This window comes from Mesorhizobium sp. M1365, assembly GCF_040317865.1.
Lineage (GTDB): Bacteria > Pseudomonadota > Alphaproteobacteria > Rhizobiales > Rhizobiaceae > Mesorhizobium.
The window spans coordinates 163666-184845 of the sequence record NZ_JAMYLG010000007.1 but is presented as its reverse complement, the minus strand read 5'-3'; the positions used below and the strand labels follow the sequence as shown (position 1 = coordinate 184845).

22 protein-coding genes are annotated in these 21180 nt (G+C 64.0%); 13 read left to right on the top strand and 9 right to left on the bottom strand.

Features of this window, described 5'->3' with window-relative positions; genetic code table 11:
* Nucleotides 1-28: 28 nt before the first annotated feature.
* The 3 genes from NKH04_RS11645 to NKH04_RS11635 all read left to right on the top strand — a co-directional run bounded on the left by NKH04_RS11645 (nucleotide 29) and on the right by NKH04_RS11635 (nucleotide 3394).
* Nucleotides 29-2080: an elongation factor G gene (locus NKH04_RS11645; RefSeq protein ID WP_352683561.1), complete on the top strand. Its 2052-nt coding sequence runs from the start codon at nucleotides 29-31 to the stop codon at nucleotides 2078-2080.
* A gap of 636 nt (nucleotides 2081-2716) precedes the next feature.
* Entirely contained in the window at nucleotides 2717-2848 is a 132-nt protein-coding gene (locus tag NKH04_RS11640; protein ID WP_353044352.1) for a hypothetical protein, read from the top strand.
* A 48-nt stretch (nucleotides 2849-2896) separates the two neighbouring features.
* Nucleotides 2897-3394, top strand: coding sequence for a methyltransferase family protein (locus NKH04_RS11635; protein ID WP_352541068.1), 498 nt, complete (start codon nucleotides 2897-2899; stop codon nucleotides 3392-3394).
* Nucleotides 3395-3413: 19 nt separating this feature from the next.
* On the opposite strand, the gene NKH04_RS11630 is transcribed toward NKH04_RS11635, so the two are convergent.
* Nucleotides 3414-4166, bottom strand: coding sequence for an SDR family oxidoreductase (locus NKH04_RS11630; protein ID WP_352469808.1), 753 nt, complete (start codon nucleotides 4164-4166; stop codon nucleotides 3414-3416).
* A 121-nt stretch (nucleotides 4167-4287) separates the two neighbouring features.
* On the opposite strand from NKH04_RS11630, the gene NKH04_RS11625 reads away from it, so the two are divergent.
* On the top strand, nucleotides 4288-4932 hold the full coding sequence (locus NKH04_RS11625; RefSeq protein WP_352458407.1) for a TetR/AcrR family transcriptional regulator: 645 nt from the start codon (nucleotides 4288-4290) through the stop codon (nucleotides 4930-4932).
* A gap of 104 nt (nucleotides 4933-5036) precedes the next feature.
* Here NKH04_RS11625 and NKH04_RS11620 read toward each other — a convergent pair whose 3' ends face one another.
* Together NKH04_RS11620 and trxB are read right to left on the bottom strand one after the other, a co-directional pair.
* A complete protein-coding gene (locus tag NKH04_RS11620; RefSeq protein ID WP_023678345.1) occupies nucleotides 5037-5933 on the bottom strand; it encodes a LysR family transcriptional regulator in 897 nt (298 codons plus the stop codon).
* A 98-nt stretch (nucleotides 5934-6031) separates the two neighbouring features.
* Nucleotides 6032-7006 carry a thioredoxin-disulfide reductase gene (gene trxB / locus NKH04_RS11615; RefSeq protein ID WP_352469805.1) on the bottom strand — a complete coding sequence of 325 codons (975 nt, stop codon included), beginning with the start codon at nucleotides 7004-7006 and terminating at the stop codon, nucleotides 6032-6034.
* A 254-nt stretch (nucleotides 7007-7260) separates the two neighbouring features.
* On the opposite strand from trxB, the gene NKH04_RS11610 reads away from it, so the two are divergent.
* Complete coding sequence (locus tag NKH04_RS11610; RefSeq protein ID WP_352469300.1) at nucleotides 7261-7737, top strand: Lrp/AsnC family transcriptional regulator; 477 nt, start codon at nucleotides 7261-7263, stop codon at nucleotides 7735-7737.
* A 322-nt stretch (nucleotides 7738-8059) separates the two neighbouring features.
* On the opposite strand, the gene NKH04_RS11605 is transcribed toward NKH04_RS11610, so the two are convergent.
* From NKH04_RS11605 to NKH04_RS11595, 3 genes are all read right to left on the bottom strand, one after another.
* Complete coding sequence (locus tag NKH04_RS11605) at nucleotides 8060-8635, bottom strand: D-sedoheptulose-7-phosphate isomerase (RefSeq protein WP_352586848.1); 576 nt, start codon at nucleotides 8633-8635, stop codon at nucleotides 8060-8062.
* A 7-nt stretch (nucleotides 8636-8642) separates the two neighbouring features.
* Complete coding sequence (rfaE1, locus tag NKH04_RS11600; RefSeq protein WP_352921182.1) at nucleotides 8643-10121, bottom strand: D-glycero-beta-D-manno-heptose-7-phosphate kinase; 1479 nt, start codon at nucleotides 10119-10121, stop codon at nucleotides 8643-8645.
* 139 nt (nucleotides 10122-10260) lie between these two features.
* Nucleotides 10261-10893, bottom strand: coding sequence for a LysE family translocator (locus NKH04_RS11595; protein WP_353044351.1), 633 nt, complete (start codon nucleotides 10891-10893; stop codon nucleotides 10261-10263).
* Nucleotides 10894-11069: 176 nt separating this feature from the next.
* Between NKH04_RS11595 and rfaD the strand changes: the two genes are divergently transcribed.
* The 3 genes from rfaD to waaC are packed head-to-tail and all read left to right on the top strand — an operon-like array spanning nucleotide 11070 to nucleotide 13980.
* Nucleotides 11070-12020 (top strand): ADP-glyceromanno-heptose 6-epimerase, encoded by a 951-nt coding sequence (gene rfaD / locus NKH04_RS11590; RefSeq protein WP_352450437.1) that lies wholly within the window; start codon nucleotides 11070-11072, stop codon nucleotides 12018-12020.
* A complete protein-coding gene (waaF, locus tag NKH04_RS11585) occupies nucleotides 11993-13000 on the top strand; it encodes a lipopolysaccharide heptosyltransferase II (protein WP_352921178.1) in 1008 nt (335 codons plus the stop codon). The genes rfaD and waaF overlap by 28 nt, the downstream gene beginning before the upstream one ends.
* A complete protein-coding gene (gene waaC, locus NKH04_RS11580; RefSeq protein ID WP_352819953.1) occupies nucleotides 12997-13980 on the top strand; it encodes a lipopolysaccharide heptosyltransferase I in 984 nt (327 codons plus the stop codon). Before waaF ends, waaC begins: the two co-directional genes overlap by 4 nt.
* Before the next feature lie 207 nt (nucleotides 13981-14187).
* Here the strand turns inward: waaC and greA are convergent, their stop codons facing one another.
* The gene (greA, locus tag NKH04_RS11575; RefSeq protein WP_023719113.1) at nucleotides 14188-14661 is read right to left on the bottom strand and encodes a transcription elongation factor GreA; all 474 of its coding nucleotides are present in this window, start codon (nucleotides 14659-14661) and stop codon (nucleotides 14188-14190) included.
* A gap of 325 nt (nucleotides 14662-14986) precedes the next feature.
* Entirely contained in the window at nucleotides 14987-15544 is a 558-nt protein-coding gene (locus NKH04_RS11570; protein WP_352541060.1) for a tetratricopeptide repeat protein, read from the bottom strand.
* 236 nt (nucleotides 15545-15780) lie between these two features.
* Here NKH04_RS11570 and NKH04_RS11565 point away from each other — a divergent pair, with 236 nt between their 5' ends.
* The 4 genes from NKH04_RS11565 (at nucleotide 15781) to NKH04_RS11550 (ending at nucleotide 18998) form a co-directional block, all read left to right on the top strand.
* Nucleotides 15781-16206, top strand: a complete 426-nt coding sequence (locus tag NKH04_RS11565) for a DUF3775 domain-containing protein (protein WP_023678354.1) — start codon at nucleotides 15781-15783, stop codon at nucleotides 16204-16206.
* A gap of 76 nt (nucleotides 16207-16282) precedes the next feature.
* Nucleotides 16283-17251 (top strand): extensin-like domain-containing protein, encoded by a 969-nt coding sequence (locus tag NKH04_RS11560; RefSeq protein WP_353044350.1) that lies wholly within the window; start codon nucleotides 16283-16285, stop codon nucleotides 17249-17251.
* Between the two features lie 118 nt (nucleotides 17252-17369).
* Complete coding sequence (locus tag NKH04_RS11555) at nucleotides 17370-18224, top strand: extensin-like domain-containing protein (RefSeq protein WP_352929698.1); 855 nt, start codon at nucleotides 17370-17372, stop codon at nucleotides 18222-18224.
* A gap of 66 nt (nucleotides 18225-18290) precedes the next feature.
* Nucleotides 18291-18998, top strand: a complete 708-nt coding sequence (locus NKH04_RS11550) for an LssY C-terminal domain-containing protein (RefSeq protein ID WP_352921172.1) — start codon at nucleotides 18291-18293, stop codon at nucleotides 18996-18998.
* Nucleotides 18999-19045: 47 nt separating this feature from the next.
* Here NKH04_RS11550 and NKH04_RS11545 read toward each other — a convergent pair whose 3' ends face one another.
* Nucleotides 19046-20065 (bottom strand): zinc-dependent alcohol dehydrogenase family protein, encoded by a 1020-nt coding sequence (locus tag NKH04_RS11545; RefSeq protein ID WP_352921170.1) that lies wholly within the window; start codon nucleotides 20063-20065, stop codon nucleotides 19046-19048.
* 127 nt (nucleotides 20066-20192) lie between these two features.
* Between NKH04_RS11545 and NKH04_RS11540 the strand changes: the two genes are divergently transcribed.
* The gene (locus tag NKH04_RS11540) at nucleotides 20193-21134 is read left to right on the top strand and encodes a LysR family transcriptional regulator (protein ID WP_352819949.1); all 942 of its coding nucleotides are present in this window, start codon (nucleotides 20193-20195) and stop codon (nucleotides 21132-21134) included.
* Nucleotides 21135-21180 lie beyond the last annotated feature (46 nt).

Genomic DNA, 21180 nt, shown 5'->3' with positions numbered 1-21180 from the left:
CAGGGAAACGCCTGAGTGGAGGTCAGCCATGGGTACTCGCGCCGGAGGACGACGCACGGGACCGAAATGCATTGCCATAGTCGGTCCCTTCGCAAGCGGTAAGACGACACTTCTCGAAGCCATACTCGCCCGTACAGGCGCCATTCCCCGCCAGAATCCCGTTTCGTCCGGAAATACCGTTTCCGATCATTCGCCCGAGGCGCGCGCTCACGGCATGAGCGTCGAGGCGACCTTCGCCACCACCGATTTCATGGGCGAGCCGTTCACCTTCGTCGATTGTCCCGGCTCGATCGAATTCTCCTTCGAAGCCGAGCCGGTGCTGGCCGCCTGCGACGTCGCCGTGGTCGTTGCCGAGGCCGACGAGAAGAAGATCCCTGCCCTGCAGCTGATCATGCGCAAGCTCGACGAGCTCGGCGTGCCGCGCATGCTGTTCCTGAACAAGGTCGACAAGGCGATAGCAGGTGTGCGCGACACGCTGAAGATGCTGCAGCCGGCAAGCTCGGTGCCATTGCTGCTGCGCCAGATCCCGCTGCGCAAGGACGGCGTCGTCATCGGCTCGATCGACCTCGCTCTGGAGCGTGCCTACATCTACCGCGAATATGCCGAGAGCGAGGTCGCCCAGATCCCGAGCGACGACAAGGCGCGCGAGCTCGAGGCGCGCTTTTCCATGCTGGAGACACTCGCCGACCATGACGACCGGCTGATGGAGCAATTGCTTGACGAGATCGAACCGCCGAAGGACGCGATCTTCGACGACCTCGCCGCAGATCTGCGCGACGGCACGGTGACGCCGGTGCTGATCGGCACCGCCGAGAAGGGCAACGGCGTGCTGCGCCTGTTGAAGGCGATCCGTCACGACGCACCCGACATCGCGGCGACGCGCCAGCGTCTCGGCGCGCCCGATGGCAATGCCACCGTGGTCCAAGTGATGAAGACCATCCACACCGCGCATGGCGGCAAGCTGTCGGTGTCGCGCATCCTGTCCGGCCAGGTCGCCGACGCCGCCGAGCTGTTCCTTCCCAGCGGCGAGACGGCAAAGGTCTCCGGCATCTACAAGATGCTCGGCAAGGACCAGGTCAAGCTGACTTCGGCCAAGGCCGGCGACACTGTGGCGCTCGGCAAGCTGGACGCCGTCAGGACCGGCCAGACGCTGAGCTCGACCAAGGGCGGCATCAAGCCGCTGGTCACGCTGGCGCCGCCGCAACCGGTCTTCGCCTTCGCGCTGCGGCCGAAAGAGCGCAAGGACGAGGTCAAGATGTCGGCGGCCATCCAGCGCCTGGCCGAGGAAGATCCCTCGCTCAACCTGCATCACAACCAGGATTCCGCCGAAACCGTGCTGTCCGGTCATGGCGAGATGCATCTGCGCGTCGTGCGCGAGCGGCTGGAAGGCAAGAACCAGATCCCGGTCGAAGGCCATGTGCCGGCCGTGCCCTATCGCGAGACGATCCGCAAAGCGACGCAGCAGCGCGGCCGCCACAAGAAACAGTCGGGCGGCCACGGCCAGTTCGGCGATGTGGTGCTGGAGATCAAACCGCTGCCGCGCGGTTCAGGCTTCCAGTTCACCGATACGATCACCGGCGGCGTCGTGCCGAAGACCTACATCCAGTCGGTCGAGACCGGCGTGCGCGATTACCTGAAATCGGGCCCGCTCGGCTTCCCGGTCGTCGATGTTGCCGTCAACCTTTCCGACGGCTCCTACCATGCGGTCGATTCCTCCGACATGGCCTTCCAGATGGCGGCGAAGCTGGCGATGAAGGAAGGCATGGCCGCGTGCTCGCCGGTGCTGCTGGAGCCGGTGATGAAGGTCGAGATCGTCACGCCGTCGGATGCGACGTCGAAGATCATCGCTCTGATCCCGCAGCGGCGCGGCCAGATCCTCGGCTACGACGCGCGGCCCGACTGGCCGGGATGGGACGTGGTCGAGGCGACCATGCCGCAGGCTGAGATCGGCGACCTCATCATCGAGCTGCGCTCGGCCACTGCGGGTGTCGCCAGCTACCGGGCCGTCTTCGACCACATGGCCGAACTCACCGGCCGGTTGGCCGACGAAGCGCTGAACGCCAACGGCAAGGCCGCCTGAGCTGCCCTTGCGGCCCAACAGGAAACGGCGCCCGGATGACCCGGGCGCCGTTTCTTGCGGACCGTCTTCGTGGGAGGCGAAACGGCAGGTCCGCCGCATGCTTGCCGCCGGTGTTTTGGCGGAGGAAGGTTCGGACGCGGTAGCTGCCTGAGCCCGGGTCGTCCGAGTGATGCCCCCATCCCCCGGACGAGCCACACCGCGTCCTATGCTCTGCTTAATCGATTTGGCGCGCCCGCGGCATGTTACCCGAGGTTACATGTCACTGTTACGCGACCGTTCCGGCCGATTTTCTGGCGATGTGTTGGTTTCGGGCAACAAAAAAGCCGGATCAATGAAGACCCGGCTGAGTTTGATTGGAAGTGCCTGTTAAGGCTAACCTCCAGAGGGGAACACTCGAGAGCGCTAATGGGAGGAGAACGCGCTCAGGAGATGATCTATATATGTGCTCTTCATGCCCAAGAAACAAGCATCTATTTTGCAACACTCACATGCAAAAAGGCGCCGGCTGTGGTCTAATCCGTCCCGAAGCGCAATAGGACCAGTTGAATCGCTGAAATACAGCCTGCGGCAAGGCAAAAATCGATCCGCGGCTGCGAATCAGCAGCGATTCCTGCTCGGAAAGTCGAAAAACGCAGGATGACGTGGAATCGTGCAGCACGCGTTTGTTTTTTCGGCAGGCAGACCTTGCTGGTGCATGCCGCCCAAAAGCCCGCCATCGAGCTTGACCTGAGGTGCGGCGGCTTGGGTTACGTGCCGGACAAGACCTGAAGCGCGTTGCAGGAGACCGTTCAAGGCCGCGCCCGTAAGGAGAGCTATATGCGAGCCACTTCGGCGATCGCCGGCAGCGTCATCTTTCTTGCTGTAGCGCCCGGCGTGGTCGCCGGACTGTTGCCTTGGCTGCTGACCGATCGCTATCGCCTGCCCTGGTCGAGACTGCCCGGTTTCGTTCCTGTGGGCTGGCTGCTGGTTGTCGCCGGCACAGCCATACTGCTGCACGCCTTTGCCCGGTTTGCCCTGGAGGGTCGGGGTACGCCCGCCCCGGTCGCGCCGACCGAGAGGCTGGTCGTCGGCGGCATCTACCGCCATGTCCGCAATCCGATGTACGTCGCCGTGCTGTCGATCGTCCTCGGCCAGGCACTGCTGTTTTCGAGCTGGACGGTCGCCGCCTATCTAGTCATCGCCGCGGCCGCCATGATCTCCTTCGTGAGACTATACGAGGAACCGACGCTTGCCCGCCGCTACGGTGACGAATACGAGGCCTACCGCCGTGCCGTACCAGGCTGGCTGCCCCGCCTGACACCTTGGCGCGGCTGACGCAGGCTCCAACGCTGCGTCACCACGGCAGCGGGCCGTCCTCGTTCGAGAACGTGCCCGTCGGACCGTTCGCGTCGAGAAGCGCGAGGCGCACGGGCTCCCGCGCGGCCTGTTCGACTGTGCGCGGACCTTCGAAGTTGTTGAGCTCCGTCGCGGTGTAGCCCGGGCACGCAGCGTTGACCTTGATGCCGGTCTCCTCGAGCTCGATGGCGAAGGCGAGCGTCATCGCGTTGACGGCCGTCTTCGACGGGTTGTAGACGGCGCCAAACGACGTGCGGTACGGAAAGGCCGGATCCGCGTTCAATGTCAGCGAGCCGGCGCCGCTCGATACGTTGACGATACGCGCCGCCGGCGCCTCACGAAGGAGCCGCAGCATCGCTTGCGTGACGGCGACGATGCCAAACACGTTCGTCTCGAATACGGCGCGTACGTCGTCGAGGGAGGCAATGCTCGGGCGGCCCGAATTGATGATCTCCTCGAGCGGCCTGCCCGGCTTTCCCGCATGGGAGATGCCGGCATTGTTCACCAGCACGTCGAGGCGGCCGAGTTCGATGCGGATGCGCTCTGCCGCGGCGGCGATCGACGCCTGATCGGTGACGTCGAGCTGCAGGGCGTGGGCATCCTCTCCGATGCTATTTGCGGCTGCCTCGGCATGCTCGAGCCTGCGCGATCCTACGAGCACGGTAAGGCCGTTCGCCGCGAGGTCCTTGGCGATCTGAAGACCGATGCCCTTGTTGGCCCCGGTGACCAGGGCGACGGGTTTGTCCTGCATGGTAATCTCCTTTTGTGCACCGATGTGTGGCCAACACCGCTTTGCCGTGCTAGATACAAGTCAAACGGAACCACGTTCCACATATATCCGGAACAAGGTTCCGTTTGCAAGAGGTAATTTGATGGGCGAAAAAACGCCGAACGGCAAAACGGATCAAGGCGATGGTCTGGAACCCCGCGACCGCGCGGATCGCCACGTGCGCGCCGACGCACGGCGCAACATCGACGCGTTGCTCCGGGCGGCCATGGCGGTGTTCGCGACCTCCGGCGTGGAGGCTCCGGTGCGAGAGATCGCGGAAAAGGCTGGCGTCGGCGTCGGCACCGTCTACCGCCATTTTCCACAGCGCTCGGACCTGATCGTGGCCGTCTTCCGCAACGAGGTTGACGCCTGTGCGGACGCCGCGCCGATCCTGGCCGGAAAGCATGAGCCCGGTGAAGCGCTGGCCCTGTGGATGCAGCGCTATGTGGATTTCATCACGGCAAAACGCGGCCTCGCGGCAGCCTTGTACTCAGGCAATCCGGCATTCGACACTTTGCCTGCCTATTTCAACCAACGGCTCCGGCCCGCGCTTCAAACATTGCTGGAGGCGGCGGCCGCGGCCGGCGAGGTGCGCGCCGATATCGAGCCGGGCGACCTGTTGGGGGCGGCCGCCAGCCTTGCCATGCCGGCACATGGCGGCGGCCCTGCCCAGGCGCGGCGCATGGTTGCCCTGCTGGTCGACGGTTTGCGCTACGGCGCCAGCACGCTGGCGGATACGCGTTCCTAAAGCGCGTTGCGTTCGACCGACCTGATGCGACGCGCTTTAGGTTCTTGTTTGATGCATGTCCTTATCGCAAAACCGCTGCACGCTTTTGCGCGACACGCATTAAATCAGAACGACCAGCTGCGCGCCTTGGCGATGATGAAATCGCGGAAGACATGCAGCTTCGCCTGGTTCTTCATCGCATCGGGATAGGCGAAATAGGTATCGAAGGACGGCACTTCGGTCTCGGGCAGCAACTGCACCAGTCCGGAATCCTTGCTGACCACGTAATCCGGCAGCATGGCGATGCCGGCGCCGCCCTGCACCGCCCGCTTGATCGACAATATGTCGTTGATCTGCAGCGTCGGCACCCTTTGCCCGCCTTCGAAATCGCCGACCGTCTCCAGCCAGTTCAGTTCCGACAGATGCGCCGGCACCGGCACGCCGAAGGTGACGATGCGATGGGTTTTCAGCTCGGCGATCGAATTCGGCTTGCCATATTTGTTTACATAGGATGGCGCCGCGTAGAGATGGAAATGCACGGTGAACAGGCGGCGCTGGATGAGGTCCGGCTGCTGCGGCTGGCGCAGCCGGATGGCGCAGTCGGCCTGGCGCATCGTGAGATCGAGCTCCTCATTGGCCAGGATGAGCTGCAGGCTGACCTCGGGATAGAGCTCGATGAATTCCTGCACGCGCTCTGTCAGCCAGCCAGCGCCGAGGCCGACCGTGGTCGTCACCCTGAGCACGCCGGAGGGCCGGTCCTTGGTTTCGGTCAGTCGCGACTTGATGGTTTCGAGCTTCATCAGCACGTCATGCGCCGTGCGGAACAGCATCTCGCCCTGCTCGGTCAGCACCAGGCCGCGGGCGTGGCGGTTGAACAGCGGCACGCCGACATCATGCTCGAGCGCGCTGACCTGCCGCGAGATCGCCGATTGCGACAAATGCAGTGTTTCCGCGGCATGGGTGAACGACCCCGCTTCCGCCGCGGCGTGAAACACGCGTAGCTTGTCCCAATCCAACGCCATGATTTCCCCTCGTCCTGTTTTCTGGCGTCCGCCTGTTTTCGGCGTCTGAATGAAAAATCAGGCTTTTGCGCGGCTTTTCTCAGCCGCTTATCGAACAATCACTCCGCCGCTTCGCGGTGAACCTCGATCCCTGCCAGATATTTTTCCGCCTCGAGCGCGGCCATGCAGCCGAGACCGGCCGCCGTCACCGCCTGGCGGTAGATGTCGTCGGTCACGTCGCCGGCGGCGAACACACCCGGCATATCGGTGCGGGTCGAATCCGGCGCCGTCCACAGATAGCCGTTCGGCTTCTGCTTCAGCTTGCCGGCAAACAGCTCGACCGCCGGCGCGTGGCCGATCGCCACGAACACGCCGTCGACCACCAGATGCATCTCCTGCCCGGTCACCACGTTGCGCAGCTTCAGCCCTTCGACCGACGGCGGCAGCGGCGCCTTGCCGGGCCTGCCGGTGATCTCGTCGACCACCGTGTCCCAGATGATGCGGACATTGTCTTTCCGCAGCAGCCGCTCGCGCAGGATGCGCTCGGCGCGGAAATCGCTGCGCCTGTGGATGACGGTGACGCTCTTGGCCAGGTTGGAGAGATAGAGCGCTTCCTCCACCGCCGAATTGCCGCCGCCGATCACCGCGACGTCCTTGCCGCGGTAGAAGAAGCCGTCGCAGGTGGCGCAGGCCGAGACGCCAAAACCCATGAAGGTGTGTTCGCTCGGGATGCCCAGCCATTTCGCCTGGGCTCCGGTGGCGATGATCAGCGCGTCGGCGGTATAGATCGTGCCGGAATCGCCCTTGGCGCGGAACGGCCGCACGTTGAGGTCGACCTCGGTGATGATGTCGTTGACGATGTCGGTGCCGACATGCTCGGCCTGCCTGAGCATCTCGCTCATCAGCCATGGACCCTGGATCGGTTCGGCGAAGCCCGGATAGTTTTCGACATCGGTGGTGATCATCAGTTGCCCGCCCTGCTGCAGGCCGGCGACCAGCATCGGCTTGAGCATGGCGCGGGCGGCATAGATCGCCGCCGTATAGCCAGCGGGGCCGGAGCCGATGATGAGAACAGGCGCGTGCTTGGTGATCATGAAAAACCTCTGCGGGGAGCAGCCATGGATTGTGGCATGAACTCTCGTCGATTGTTGCGCGTAATGTAAGTGTTGCCTGCGATGCCAGCAAGGCAAGTTGCCGTTCGTCCCCGGAAAGCTTCGGCGCCGGCGACGGCGACAAGCAACCCGCAGCAAGATGTGCGAAAATCCTCGATCCAGCGGATGGAATGGACAGCAAAGTCGTTTAATTACAAAGTCGCGAAAGATTCTTTCGCGTCACCACGGAAGCCACCATGCCGATCAAGGCCGATCTCGATGCCATCGACTGGAAGATCCTGCGCGAGCTTCAGCAGGACGGACGCATGACCAATGTCGAACTGTCGGGCCGCGTCGGCATTTCGGCGCCGCCGTGCCTGCGCCGCGTCAGGCGGCTGGAAGAGGCCGGCATCATCCGCGGTTACCGCGCTTTGCTCAACGCTCCGGCGCTCGGCCTCGACGTCGTCGCCTTCTGTCTGATCGGCCTGCATCACCAGGCCGACGCCGAACTCAAGACCTTCGCCGAGCGCACCCGCGGCTGGCCGATCGTGCGCGACGCCTGGATGGTGTCGGGCGAGTCCGATTTCCTGCTGCATTGCGTGGCGAGCGATCTCGGCACCTTCCAGACCTTCGTCATCGAGGAACTGGCCTCGGCCCCCAATGTCGATACGGTGCGAACCGCGCTGACCATCCGCCGGGTCAAAGACGAAGGGCTGGTGGCGTTTTCGGCTTAAGAGAGCAGGCAAAGCGGCTGCGAAACAAAAAACCGGAAACAAAAAACCCGCCTCGGCGGGCGGGATCGTCGGTGGAATCATCACCATACCGAAATTAGTAGCATAGCTGCCGGCACAAAGCAAGAACAAAATTGCCTTCAGCGTTGAAGATTGGCTTCATTCCAGCTTAGGTTCCTCGCCCCACGAAAGTGGGGAGGTGGCTCGGCGAAGCCGAGACGGAGAGGGGAACCGCGCTCTACGAAGCCCCCTCTCCAGCCGCTTCGCGGCCACCTCTCCCCCGCTTCGCGGAGGGCGAGGAACCCAGGTCCTGAGAGTTCGAGGATCACCCTGCGTCGCAGAGGCGCGTTTCGACCATTTCGCACAAATGGTGGTAGAGGCACAAATGCCCCTGCTGGATGATCGGCGTCGAGGTCGAGGGTACGTTGAGCAGGATGTCCGAGAGCGGCTTCAGCTTGCCGCCGGTGTCGCCGGTCAGGCTGACAACCGTCATGCCCATCATGCGCGCCTGTTGGGCGGCGGCGAGGATGCTTGGCGAATTGCCGCTGGTCGAGATGGCGAGCAGCACGGCGCCCGCCGAACCATGCGCCTCGACCTGGCGCGCAAACACCGTGTCGAAGCCGTAATCATTGCCCCAGGCGGTCAGCACCGCCGCGTTGGCCGGCAGCGCGATGACGTTGTAGGCCTTGCGCTCCCTGAGGAAGCGGCCGACCAGCTCGCCGGCGATATGGATGGCGTCGCTGGCCGAACCGCCATTGCCTGCTATCAGCAGCGCCTTGCCCTGCGAAAGCGCGGCGACGACGGCGCTGACCGCCCGCTCCATCTCGCTGGTCAGGTCGCGCTCGACCATCGCCGAAATCGCGGCCGCCGAGCGCGCCAGGTAATCGTTCAGTTCGGACATGAAACCCTCAGTTCCCGGCGCGCAATCTGCCGATGGTGCCGGTCGTGCTCTTGCCGGCGACGAGGTCGACCAGCACGACGCGGCCGCCGGCCTTCTGCACGACATCGGCGCCAACCACCTGATCGACCGTATAGTCGGCGCCCTTGACCAGTATGTCGGGGCTCAGCGCCTCGATCAGCGAAAGCGGCGTATCCTCCTCGAAGATGACGACGGCGTCGACCGAGGCAAGTGCTGCCAGCACGCAGGCCCGGTCATGCTGGTCGTTGACCGGGCGCCCCGGCCCTTTCAGCCGGCGCACCGAGGCATCGCTGTTGAGGCCGAGCACCAGCCGGTCGCACTGGCTGCGCGCCGCATGCAACAGGCTGACATGGCCGGCATGCAGGATATCGAAACAGCCATTGGTGAAGCCGACGCTCAAGCCCTCGTCTTTCCAGCCCGCCACCAGCCGCACGGCGGCGGCGGCATCGAGGATCGCATCCAAGTGGGCGACCGGACCATGCGAGCGAAACAGCGCACCGGTGAGTTCCTCGATCGTCAGCCGCGCCGTGCCGCGCTTGCCGACGACAACACCGCCGGCGGCGTTGGCGATCGATCCGGCCATGACACGATCAGCCCCTGCTGCAAGAGCCAGCGCGAAGGTCGCGATTACCGTGTCGCCGGCGCCCGAAACGTCGAACACTTCGCGCGCCTGCGTGGCGATATGGCGGGCATCGTCCGCACCGATGACGCTCATGCCCTTTTCGCTGCGCGTCGCGACGACGAAATCGAAACCGTGCGCCGAAATCAGCTGGCGTGCCGCCGCCTCGATTTCGTCGTCGGCAAACACTGCGCGGCCGACCGCCTCGCCGAGTTCCTTGCGGTTGGGCGTGATTGCCGTCGCGCCGGCATAACGCGCATAGTCGCGGCCCTTCGGGTCGACCAGCACCGGCTTGCCCGCTTGCCGGCAGATCGAGATCAGCTCGCCGGCGACGCCGTCGAGCAGCACGCCCTTGCCATAGTCGGACAGGATGACGATGTCGGCGCCCGCCAGCGCTTGGCGAAAATGCCCGATCAATGTCGCGCGCTCGGCATCGCCCAGCGGCTTGATTTCCTCTTCGTCGAAACGCAGCACCTGCTGGTTGAGCGCGCTGAAGCGGCTTTTCGACGACGTCATGCGATCGGCATCCTGCGCCAGCCCGCCGGTGTCGACGCCAAAGTCGCCGAGCATGCGCATGAGGTTTTTGCCGGCCTCGTCAGCGCCGATCACGGAGACCGGCATGACGGCAGCGCCGAGCGAAACGATATTGGCGACGACATTGCCGGCGCCACCCATCGCCAGCGTTTCGCCGCGCCCGTGCAGCACGGGGATCGGCGCCTCCGGCGAAATGCGCTCGATCACGCCGTTGACGAAACGGTCGAGGATGAAATCGCCGACCACCAGCACGGTGGCGCCGCCGAAGCGCGAAATGGCGCGGTGAAGAGGTTCGGGAGAGGGCAGCTTGATCATGTCAACGCGTGGGAGAGCCGATTTTCAGTGATGGGAAATTCGATTGGCAGGGCCGGCCGTTCATGGCGATGCCGATATACCGCAATTTCAGCCGACGCAACGCCGGGCCTTCGACCGGTCGCGGCGGCGAGACAGTGCGTCAGCTTTTCTGCAACGCGACATGCACGCCCAGAGCGACAAGCACCGCACCGCCAGCGCGCCGCATCAGGCGCTGCGCCCGGCTCGACTGCCGCAGCCTGGCGATCACCGCGCCGGCCAGTATCACGCAAACAATGTCGGCCGACGAGAACATCAAATTGACGATTGTTCCAAGCACAACGAACTGCAGCCAGACCGGAAACGCTGCCGAGGCATCGATGAATTGCGGCAGGAACGCCATGAAGAAAATCGCCGTCTTGGGGTTGAGCACCTCGACGGCAATGCTCTCGAAAAAGGCGCGGCGGGCGGATTTCGGCTGAATTCCCGGCAAGACAACGTCGCCTTGCGCCTTGGCGCGAAACAGCGAAACACCGAGCCAGATCAGATACAGCGCACCGACCAGCTTGACCGCCATGTAAAGCACCGGCACGGCATGGAAAAGCACCGACAGGCCGACAGCGGCGGCGAAGACATGAACGTAGCCGCCAAGATGGATGCCGAGCGCCGCCATCAGGCCGGACCAGTGGCCGCGCGCCATGGTTTGCGCGGCGGCATAGAGCATGGCCGGGCCGGGGATATAGGCGAAGATCGCCGTGGTGGCGAAAAAGGCGACAAGCAGTTCGGTTGACGGCATTACCTTGCTCCTGTCGCCGGTCGGCCGGCAGGCCGACTGAAACGTGACGTTTGCGGCGCCACTATGGCGCTCATCCGGCCGCCCAGCCACCTGCTTTGTCGACAGCCCGGCCCGCCTCCCCTATAAGGCCAGAATCCCACAAGGGCTACAACCGGCACAAGGTACCAGAGGCTTTCATGATCATCGTCACGGGCGGCGCCGGCATGATCGGTTCCAACATCGTCGCCGCGCTCAACGCCGAGGGTTTCAGCGACATCCTCGTCGTCGACGACCTCACCGACGGCCACAAGATCGCAAACCTCGCCGATCTCGAGATCGCCGACTATCTCGACAAGGACGATTTTCTGGCGCGGATGGAGGCCGGTGACCTCGGCCGCATCGAGGCCGTCTTCCACCAGGGCGCCTGCTCGACCACCACCGAATGGAACGGCAAGTTCATGATGGAGGTCAACTACGCCTATTCGAAGCGCCTGCTGCACGCCTGCCTGGCCCTGCGCGTGCCGTTCCTCTATGCCTCCTCCGCTTCGGTCTATGGCAGCGGCGCCGAGTTCCGCGAGGAGCCGCAATGCGAACGGCCGCTGAACGTCTATGCCTATTCGAAAAAACTGTTCGACGACTATGTCCGCCGCACCGTTTTCGATACCGATCACTCGCCGGTCGCGGGCCTGCGTTATTTCAACGTCTATGGACCGCGCGAGGCGCATAAGGGCGCCATGGCCTCTGTCGCCTTCCATCTGTTCAACCAGGTCGAGCAAGGGCAGAATCCCAAGCTGTTCGGCGCCTATGGTGGTTTCGGGCCCGGCGAGCAGAGCCGCGACTTCATCCATGTCGGCGATGTCGCCGACGTCAATCTGTGGCTGTGGAAACGCGGCTCGAGCGGCATCTTCAACTGCGGCACCGGCAAGGCCCAGCCGTTCCGCGCCATTGCCGAAACGGTGATCGATACGCTGGGCCAAGGCCAGATCGAGTTCATCGAGTTTCCCGACCACCTCAAGGGCAGCTACCAGAGCTTTACGCAAGCTGATATGTCCCGCTTGCGCGCAGCCGGTTACAATGGCCAGTTCCGCACAGTGGAAACCGGCGTCAGAGACTATGTCGAATGGCTGAAAGCCCAACGATCCTCGTGATCGGCCCACGCTGGGTGGGCGACATGGTGATGGCGCAGTGCCTATTCCAGGCGCTGAGGGAGCTTCATCCGGATGCCGCCATCGATGTGCTGGCGCCGGCATGGGCAGCACCGCTGGTCAAGCGCATGCCCGAAATCCGTCAGCAGATCGACCTGCCGCTGCAATCCGGCGCATTCGAATTCCGCATCCGAAGGCGCTTCGGCCGCCTGCTGCGCGGCCGCTACGACATGGCCTTTGTCCTGCCGGGAAGCTGGAAGTCGGCGCTGATCCCGTTCTTTGCCGGCATTCCGCGCCGTGTCGGCCATCTCAGGGAAATGCGCTACGGGCTGCTGACCGACATCGTGCCCTTGCCCGATCGCCTGAAGCGGCGCACCGCGCAGGCCTATTTCAGCCTTGCCCGTGGCGGCGCCTTCCAGACGCCGAAGCTCGCCGTCGATCAAGCCAGCCAGGCGGCACTGCTCAGCCGTTTCGGGCTGACGGCGGGGAAATTCGTGGCACTCATGCCCGGCGCAGAATTCGGCCCGGCCAAGCGCTGGCCGAGCGAACACTATGCCGGCCTTGCCCGTGAGATGATGGCGAAAGGGTTTGGCGTGGCACTGTTCGGATCGAAGAACGACGCTGGGGTGACGGCGGAAATCGCCGCGCTGGCGCCGGGCACGGTCGATCTTGCCGGCCAGACGCGGCTCGAGGATGCCATCGACCTGATCGCCGCGGCGAGGCTCGCCGTCTCCAACGACAGCGGGCTGATGCATGTCGCCGCCGCGGTCGGCACGCCGGTCGTCGCCATCTACGGCTCAACCTCGCCGCAGAACACGCCGCCGCTCGCCGAGCGCCGCGAACTGGTCTGGCTCGGCCTGTCCTGTTCGCCCTGCCACAAAAAAATCTGCCCGCTCGGTCATCTCAACTGCCTGAAAACGCTGGAGGTCGAACGCGTCGTGGCGGCGGCGGAGCGGCTGCTGGAAATGCCGGCCGCCGCATGAAAGTGCTGATCGTCAAGACATCGTCCATGGGCGACGTCATCCACACCTTCCCGGCGATCGAGGACGCGCGCCGCGCTCGGCCGGATATCTCCTTCGACTGGTGTGTCGAAGAGGCATTTGCCGGCATTGTGGCGCTGCATCCAGCCATCCAGACCATCCACAGCGTGGCGATCCGGCGCTGGCGCAGGAAGCTGCTCGAGCCCGGCACATGGCGGGAAGTGATCGGCTTGCGCCGCGCCTTGCGCGATTGCCGCTACGACCTCGTTCTCGATGGGCAAGGCTTGCTGAAATCGGCGCTGGTGGCGCGGCTGGCGGCAGCGCCGATCGCCGGTTTCGATCGGTCGAGCGCTCGGGAGCCGTCGGCGACCTTGTTCTACGACCACCGGTATCCCGTGCCGCGCGGCCTGCATGCCATCGAGCGCACGAGACGCCTGTTCGGGCTGGCGCTCGGCTACGAGCCGGATCTTTCCCGGCTTGACTCCGGCATCGCGCCGCCGGCCGGAAGATCCATTCTTGTCGGTGAAAAGACCGCCTTCCTGCTGCATGGCACCAGCCGCGAGGACAAGAAATGGCCGGTCGCGGACTGGATCGAAACCGCCCGTCTGCTGGTGGACAAGGGGATGACGCCGGTCACCACCTGGTCGAACGATCGGGAACAGGCGGCTGCCGAAGCGATCGCCGGCGCCGTTTCGCAAACCGTGGTGGTCGCCAGGTCGCCGCTTGCCGAGATCGCCGCTGTCATCGGCGGCTCGACGCTGGTCATCGGCGCCGACACCGGCCTGACCCATCTCGCCAGCGCTTTCGGCCTGCCGACGGTGGCGATATTCCTCGCTACCGAGCCCGGCCTGACCGGCCCGCGCGGACCATTCTCATCGACGCTGCTGGCCAGGCCCGGTCACAGCGTCACCCCGCCGGAGGTGATGGCGGAAGCCGAGAGGCTTGTGGAGCGCCAGACGCTTGGTCAGGCCGGTGACCGCTGATTTGCTCAATCCATTCAATCGGAAAGGTCAGCGCTGCCCCTTCCCTTCTCCCCTTGTGGGAGAAGGTGGATCGGCGCGAAGCGCCGAGACGGATGAGGGGTGTTGGACGGAGTGCGGAGGGAGCCAAGCTGGAACACCCCTCATCCGACCTCGCTTCGCGAGGCCACCTTCTCCCACAGGGGGAGAAGGCAGAGCAGCGCCAATCCCCTAGATAAATTGCACCTGGACGATCTCGTAGCCCCTGGCGCCGCCCGGTGCGTTGACCTCGATGGCGTCGCCGACTTCCTTGCCGATCAGCGCGCGCGCGATCGGCGAGGAGATCGAGATGCGGCCGGATTTCACGTCCGCTTCCTGGTCGCCGACGATCTGGTAGGTCTTTTTCTCCTCGGTATCCTCGTCGACCAGCACCACGGTGGCGCCGAATTTGACCTTGTCGCCGCTGAGCTTGGTGACATCGATCACCTCGGCCCGCGCGATCAGGTCCTCGAGCTCGTTGACCCGGCCCTCATTGAGGCTCTGTGCCTCTTTTGCCGCGTGATATTCGGCATTTTCGGAGAGGTCGCCATGCGAGCGCGCTTCGGAAATCGCCTCGATGATACGCGGCCGCTCCTGTTGCTGGCGCCAGCGCAGTTCTTCCTTCAATGACGCGAACCCCTCGCCTGTCATCGGGACCTTGTTCATAATGCCTGACCTTTCCTGCCGCCGCCCCCGCAATCGGGAGCGACCTTGTCGATGGTACAAAAAGAAAACGGTCCGGCAGCCTCGCTAACGGAACCGTCTCACCACAATCTTGCAAGATATAGCAATCTTCGCGGGTTTTTCACGTCCAAAAAGTCGGTTTTTGAAAAATCATCCACCGATTGCACGGCTGACCCCACGTCGAGCGGGGTTTCCAAGATCGTATCGTGTACCGTGATGCCAAATTCCAGTTCCGAGCAGCATGTGAGCACAGCAAAAAACCGGCTGCGATCGCCGCAGCCGGTATGAGCAGCGTCCGGAAGTCGGATCAGCTCCTCATGAAGTGATCGATCTGCTCCGACAGCATGCCGTATTCGCGAGACCCCTTGCCCGTGCGCTTCTCGATCTCGCGGAGCTGTTCCTGGGCGCCAGCAAGATCGCCGATCTGCAGGTGCGCCTCGCCGAGATATTCGCGCACCAGCGTGTAGTTCGGGTCGATGCGCAGCGCTTCCTCGTAATAGCCGAGGCCGACGGTGACGCGGCCGGAATGGCGGTGCGAATAGCCGAGATAGTTGAGGATACGCGGGTCCTGCTTGTTGGCGGCGAGGCTGAGCACGGCGATCGCCTCGTCATAGCGTCCATCCATCGCCAGCGCGCGACCGGCATCATAGATGCTGTCGTCATCCAGCATGCCTTGCTTCGGCGAGACACATTTCTTCTGCTTCTTGTCCCAGGCCTGCCCCTTCTTGCACTGGCTCTGGCCGCCGCCGCCATTGCCGCCGCCGCCACCACCACCTCCCCCGCCTTCACCAGCCGAAAACGCCGGAGCCGCAATCAGCGGCAGGGCGGCAATGGCCATGGCGTAAATCAGCAATCGTCTGCGCATTACACTCTCCTTTGAACCTGACAATGCAACACTAACGCCGGGCCGAAGCCGTTTCGTCCCCGGAAAATGCCATCCTATCTCAAAACCGCGATCTCTCCCAGCAAGGCCATCTTATCCCGGGAAGAGAGGGCATCGGAAATCATGCTCACGATCAACGCCGCCGCGCAAGATAACGTGACGAGCGCTGCAAATCCGCTATCATCGGGCCGACCGAGCACGAAGCAGGGAGACGGCCGGTGCAGCAACGCGTTGAACGAGACTGGGAGCTTTCGATCGGTCCCGACACCGTGCGCCTGTTCATCCTGAAGGCGAAGGCGCTCAGCGCCGCCGTCAACGAAGACTATGCCGACGGCGCCGAGCACGAGGTAGAGCTCGACGGCAACGCGCACGACAACCACCATCATGACGGCCTTGCCGAGGAAAGCTCCGAAGATCTCACCGAAGAAGAATTGCGCGAGCTGATCGACGATCTCAATGTCGACGAAGCGGCCGAACTGATTGCGTTGGCCTGGGTCGGCCGCGGCGACTATGACGCGACGGAATGGACGGACGCGCTGTCCGCCGCCCGCGAGCGCGCCAACAAGCGCACGGCAAAATATCTGCTCGGCATGCCGCTGCTGGCGGACTGGCTCGAGGAAGGCCTGGAGGCGATCGGCGCGTGACGGCGCGGTTACCGATTGTGATCGCCTCGAACCTTCGTCCAAGGCAACTTCCCTGCATTCTGGCCGTTGCGAGCTGATGGCGGCGTTTGGTTTTTCCGGATTGTGCAGACTGATGCTCGCCGTTGCGGCGGCGTCGCTGCTGGCGGGACCTGCATTAGCCAAGGCGCCCGAACTACCGCAAACCGCACCGGTTCCCCAGCCCAACCGGGAAGCCACTTCGCCATCGCCAACCGAGATCCCGGTCCCCGAACCACGCCCCGCTCCGGAGGCTGAGCGGCCCAAAAACGGTCAGCCTCAAAACGATCAGCCCCAAAATGGCCAGTCCAAGACCGAGCAGCCGGAGCCACCGGCGATCGCACCGCAGCCGCCTGAAAAGCCGGCGCAGGCCGAGCCGCCGGCAAACCCATCGGTCGCGCCACCAAACCCCGCCGAGGCAGACGAGAAGGCGGAGCAAAAAATCCTTCCTGATCCTCGATCGGCCGCCATTGCCGGGAAAGAAATGCCGGCCGAGGAATTGGCCTGCCGCAGGCGGCTGAAATCGATGGGCGTCGATTTCGAGGAGCGCAAGCCCGAGCATGATACGGCGGTCGGTTGCTCGATCCCCTACCCGATCGTGCTGAGGACGCTCGGCAAATCCATCGCCATCGGCCCGGAGCCCGAGCTGAATTGCCAGATGGCGGAAGCGGCCGCACGCTTTGCTGCTTCGGTCATCCAGCCTGCCGCAAAGGCCGAGTTCGGCGCGGATATTAAATCGATCGGCCAGGCCTCCGCCTTTGTCTGCCGGTCGCGCAATGGCGGCGGCAAATTGTCGGAGCACGCCTTCGGCAACGCGCTCGATATCGCCAGCTTCAAGCTTTCGGACGGGAAGGAGATCGATGTCGGCCCCGCGCCGCCGGAAAAGGACGCGAAATTCCTGAACGCAGTGCGCAAGGCAGCCTGCGGACCGTTCAAGACCGTGCTTGGCCCCGGCAGCGATGCCGATCATTCGCTGCATCTCCACTTCGACCTCGAACCGCGCCGCAATGGCGGCACGTTTTGCCAGTGACATCGAGCCCGCCGAGATCGGGCGCCGCAATTTGGCCGCAGGCGTGAACGGCGCCGCTGATTTTTCCTTTACCCTTGGCGATTAAACTCTGTGCCATCTGGGGACAGGAACCCTGCCGATGGCCGGAATATTTCGCGCTGCGCTTGCCGCCGCGCGGCAAACAAGGCGCGCGCGTATGGCCGGCAGGCTTGCCGCCATGCTTGCCATTGCGGGGGTCTCCGCCTGCAATACCGGCAGCGTGCTGTCGCTGCAGCCGGCCGTCGATGTCGGCAGCCAGACCGCTGCCGTCCCGCCCAATTCCGGCGCGCCCAATTCCGACCCACAAAGTTCCGGCCCGGAATATTCCGGCATGCAGCGCCTCGTCCCGTCCAACCCCTATATGACCGCCGCCTATCCGCGCATGGACAACCCGATGTCGCCGGCCGAACAGATGCCGGCCACCGAGATCGATTGCCGCAAGGAACTGAAACGCCTCGGCGTTGTCTACACCGACGTTGCGCCGATCCATGAAGGCCAGTGCGGCATCGACTATCCGGTCAAGGTCTCGGCCATCGGCAGCGTCGAGATGAAGCCGGCCGCGACGCTGACCTGCGACATGGCCGCCACCTTTGCCGGCTGGACCAGGAACGAACTCGTCCCGTCGGCCCGCTGGCGCTATTTCTCGGGCGTCAAGACCATCCACCAGGGCTCGAGCTATTCCTGCCGCAGGATCGCCGGCGAAGGTGTTTTGTCCGAACACGGCAAGGGCAATGCGCTCGACGTGATGAGCATCGAACTCAACAATGGCGACGATATCGACGTCCGCAAGCCCGGCCTGTTCGCCTTCCGCACCCGCGGCTTCCTCAACAATGTGCGCGCCGACGGCTGCCAGTATTTCACCACCGTGCTCGGCCCCGGCTACAACTACGACCACCGCAACCATTTCCATTTCGACATCAAGAACCGCAAGAACGGCTATCGCGCCTGCCGCTGATTGCAGCCCCTGCCCAAGACTTGCTGCGCCGGTTAAGATGATGCGCAGACGCTTGGGTGGTGCCTCTTGAGCCAACGAAGCCTTCGACGACGTGCAACGACCTGGTTGGTGGCATGCTGTGCCGCTTATCTTTCGCTCGCCTATTTCGCCGCGCCTGAGTTCTGGACGTTGCGGGACCGCAATTTTCGCAATCAGCAATTCGAGATGGTGACGCACACGCCGCAAGGCATTCCGGGCGATCCGATCAATGTCGGCCTTGTCGGCACCAAGAAGGAGGTTGTCCATGCTTTTGCCGTCGCCGGCTGGGATACGGCAGACGCCATCACGCTGAAGACCGCCATCGAGATCGGCGAAAGCGTGCTGTTCAACCGCCCCTATCCCGACGCGCCGGTCAGCCGGCTTGTGTTCGAAGGCCGCGCCCAGGACCTCGCCTTCGAAAAGCCGGTCGGCGACAGTGCCGACCGGCGCCATCACGTCCGCTTCTGGCAGACCGATGCGACCGGAGACGACGGCCGGCCGCTCTGGCTCGGCTCGGCAAGCTTCGACCGGGGCGTCGGCCTCAGCCATGACACCGGCGCGATCACCCATCATATCGGCCCCGACGTCGACGCCGAGCGCGACGGGCTGATGCGCGACCTCTCCGCCGCCGGCATGCTGATCTCGACCAGCGAGATACCAGGCGTCGGCGCCACAAAGACCGGGCGCAACGGCGAAGGCGATCCCTATTTCACCGACGGCAGGGCCATCATCGGGGTCCTGCTGCAACTGCCGTAGGCGCGCAATCGGCCTTCCCGTCTGACAGCCATTTCGTCCCGACGGGCTCAGGGCACGGTGATCACGATCTTGCCGAACGGTCCTGTCTCCAGACGCTCAAATGCCTCCGGCACCTCGTCGAAGCCAAACACCTTGTCGATCACCGGCTTGATCGCGAGCGTCTCGATCGCCTGGTTCATTCGCTCGAAGGCGCGGCGGTGGCCGATCGATATGCCTTGTACGACGATCCGGTTGCGTATGAACGGCAGGACCGGAAAATTGAGTTCCATGCTGCCGAGAAGGCCGATCACCGACAGCCGGCCGTCGGCGCCCAGCGCGTTGAGCGAGCGTCGCGCATTGTCGCCGCCGACCATTTCCAGCACGTGGCTGACGCCGGCGCCGTTTGTCAGCTCACGCGCAGCCTCGTCCCATGCCGGCTGGCTGCGATAATTGATCGCCTTCCAGGCGCCGAGCGCCTTCGCCCGCTCGAGCTTCTCGTGGCTGCTCGAGGTGACGATGGCGCGCAGGCCGAAGGCGGCGGCAAATTGCAGCGCAAACAGCGACACGCCGCCGGTGCCCTGGATGAGAACGGTTTCCCCCGGGATCGGCTTGGCCGCCTCGACCAGCGCGAACCACGCCGTCAGCGCCGCGATCGGCAGCGTCGATGCCTCGACGTCGCTGAGCGACGGCGGCGCCGCCACGGCGGCATCCTCATGAAAAAGCACATGCTCAAACAGCATGCCGGGCAGTGACGAACCAAGCGTATGCTTGTGCAGCACCGGCGGGGCGTCGCCGTCCGGCCAGTCGGCGATCACCTGGCCGAGCACGCGCTGCCCGATGCCGAAGCGGCTGACTTCGCTGCCGGTGGCGACTACTTCGCCTACCGCGTCCGATGTCGGCACGAACGGAAAGCTGAGGTCCGGTATCAGCACGCCATCGACGATCATCCTGTCCTTGTAATTCAGCGATACCGCTGTGACGCGTACCAGAAGATCATGCGGCCCGGCTTGGGGCAGCTTTCCATCAGCCGGCTTCAACCTGGACAGGCCGAAACCGTTCATCTGCCAGGATCTGTTTTCGGTGCTCATTTGGTTCGCGCTCCGTGGTTGATGATTGCGCGAGACATTTACGCCGTTTCACTATGGAGAAAAGTGCTTCCATGTGGCATGTTCTGCAACAGATTAAGGAGCAAAACTCTACAATAGGAGCGCTTCATTGGAATCGGCCAATTTGCAAGGCATCGTCGCATTCGTTCACGCGGTGGAGGCCGGAAGCTTCACCGGCGCCGGCGCGCGGCTGCATGTCACCAAATCGGCGGTCGGCAAGTCGATCGCGCAGCTGGAACAGCGATTAGGCGTTCGCCTGCTCAACCGCACCACCCGCAGCCTCAGCCCGACCAGCGAGGGCCTGAGCTATTACGAAGCCTGCGTCAGGGCATTGGCCGAGATCGATGCCGCCCAGTCGCTGCTCGCTTCCCGCAAGCAGGTGCCTTCCGGCCGGCTTCGTGTCGACCTGCCTCTGGCCTTCGGCCGCCGGTGCGTCGCCCCAGTGCTGTTCGAGATTTCCAAAAGATATCCGGATCTGACGATGGAAATCTCCTTCAACGACCGGCGCGTCGACTTGATCGAGGAAGGCATCGACCTGACGGTGCGTATGGGCGACCTCGACGACAGCTTGTCGCTCGCCGCGCGCCGCATCTATGCCCAGCGTTCGGGCGTCTGCGCCGCCCCCGCCTATCTCGACGCCCATGGCAGGCCGCAATCGATCGAGGACCTGGCCAGGCACAGCCTCATCGGCTACGGCCGCGACGGCACTGTCCATCCCTGGACCGTCAGGCATGCCGACGGCCGTCTCGAAAAATTCGCGCCCAAGGCACGGCTGGTGCTCGGTCACGGCGAACCGATGCTCGATGCGGTACTGGCCGGCTGCGGCATCGTCTATCTGCCGACATGGCTGACGGCCGACAGCATCAGGCGCGGCGAGCTCGAAATGGTTCTGTCGGACTGTCTTGTCGAAAACACCGTGGTGCATGCCATCTGGCCGGTAACACGCAATCTCGCGCCAAAGGTGCGCGTCGTCGTCGACGCCCTGATCGAGCATTTTGCCGCGCCGTCCTGGGATGCGGCAGGAGTGCCGCCTGATTGCCCGGCTCGCTAAATTTAAAAAGCGCGACCGTCCTATTTTCGAAAACAGCGCGGCAATG

Coding starts and splice junctions, on each gene's coding strand:
- rfaE1 (WP_352921182.1), bottom strand. CDS start 10,121: ATGATCAAGCTGCCCTCTCCCGAACCTCTTCACCGCGCCATTTCGCGC.
- rfaD (WP_352450437.1), top strand. CDS start 11,070: ATGATCATCGTCACGGGCGGCGCCGGCATGATCGGTTCCAACATCGTC.
- greA (WP_023719113.1), bottom strand. CDS start 14,661: ATGAACAAGGTCCCGATGACAGGCGAGGGGTTCGCGTCATTGAAGGAA.
- NKH04_RS11625 (WP_352458407.1), top strand. CDS start 4,288: ATGGGCGAAAAAACGCCGAACGGCAAAACGGATCAAGGCGATGGTCTG.
- NKH04_RS11605 (WP_352586848.1), bottom strand. CDS start 8,635: ATGTCCGAACTGAACGATTACCTGGCGCGCTCGGCGGCCGCGATTTCG.
- waaC (WP_352819953.1), top strand. CDS start 12,997: ATGAAAGTGCTGATCGTCAAGACATCGTCCATGGGCGACGTCATCCAC.
- NKH04_RS11610 (WP_352469300.1), top strand. CDS start 7,261: ATGCCGATCAAGGCCGATCTCGATGCCATCGACTGGAAGATCCTGCGC.
- waaF (WP_352921178.1), top strand. CDS start 11,993: ATGGCTGAAAGCCCAACGATCCTCGTGATCGGCCCACGCTGGGTGGGC.
- NKH04_RS11640 (WP_353044352.1), top strand. CDS start 2,717: ATGACGTGGAATCGTGCAGCACGCGTTTGTTTTTTCGGCAGGCAGACC.
- NKH04_RS11555 (WP_352929698.1), top strand. CDS start 17,370: ATGGCCGGAATATTTCGCGCTGCGCTTGCCGCCGCGCGGCAAACAAGG.
- NKH04_RS11645 (WP_352683561.1), top strand. CDS start 29: ATGGGTACTCGCGCCGGAGGACGACGCACGGGACCGAAATGCATTGCC.
- NKH04_RS11570 (WP_352541060.1), bottom strand. CDS start 15,544: ATGCGCAGACGATTGCTGATTTACGCCATGGCCATTGCCGCCCTGCCG.
- NKH04_RS11630 (WP_352469808.1), bottom strand. CDS start 4,166: ATGCAGGACAAACCCGTCGCCCTGGTCACCGGGGCCAACAAGGGCATC.
- NKH04_RS11635 (WP_352541068.1), top strand. CDS start 2,897: ATGCGAGCCACTTCGGCGATCGCCGGCAGCGTCATCTTTCTTGCTGTA.
- NKH04_RS11545 (WP_352921170.1), bottom strand. CDS start 20,065: ATGAGCACCGAAAACAGATCCTGGCAGATGAACGGTTTCGGCCTGTCC.
- trxB (WP_352469805.1), bottom strand. CDS start 7,006: ATGATCACCAAGCACGCGCCTGTTCTCATCATCGGCTCCGGCCCCGCT.
- NKH04_RS11620 (WP_023678345.1), bottom strand. CDS start 5,933: ATGGCGTTGGATTGGGACAAGCTACGCGTGTTTCACGCCGCGGCGGAA.
- NKH04_RS11595 (WP_353044351.1), bottom strand. CDS start 10,893: ATGCCGTCAACCGAACTGCTTGTCGCCTTTTTCGCCACCACGGCGATC.
- NKH04_RS11560 (WP_353044350.1), top strand. CDS start 16,283: ATGGCGGCGTTTGGTTTTTCCGGATTGTGCAGACTGATGCTCGCCGTT.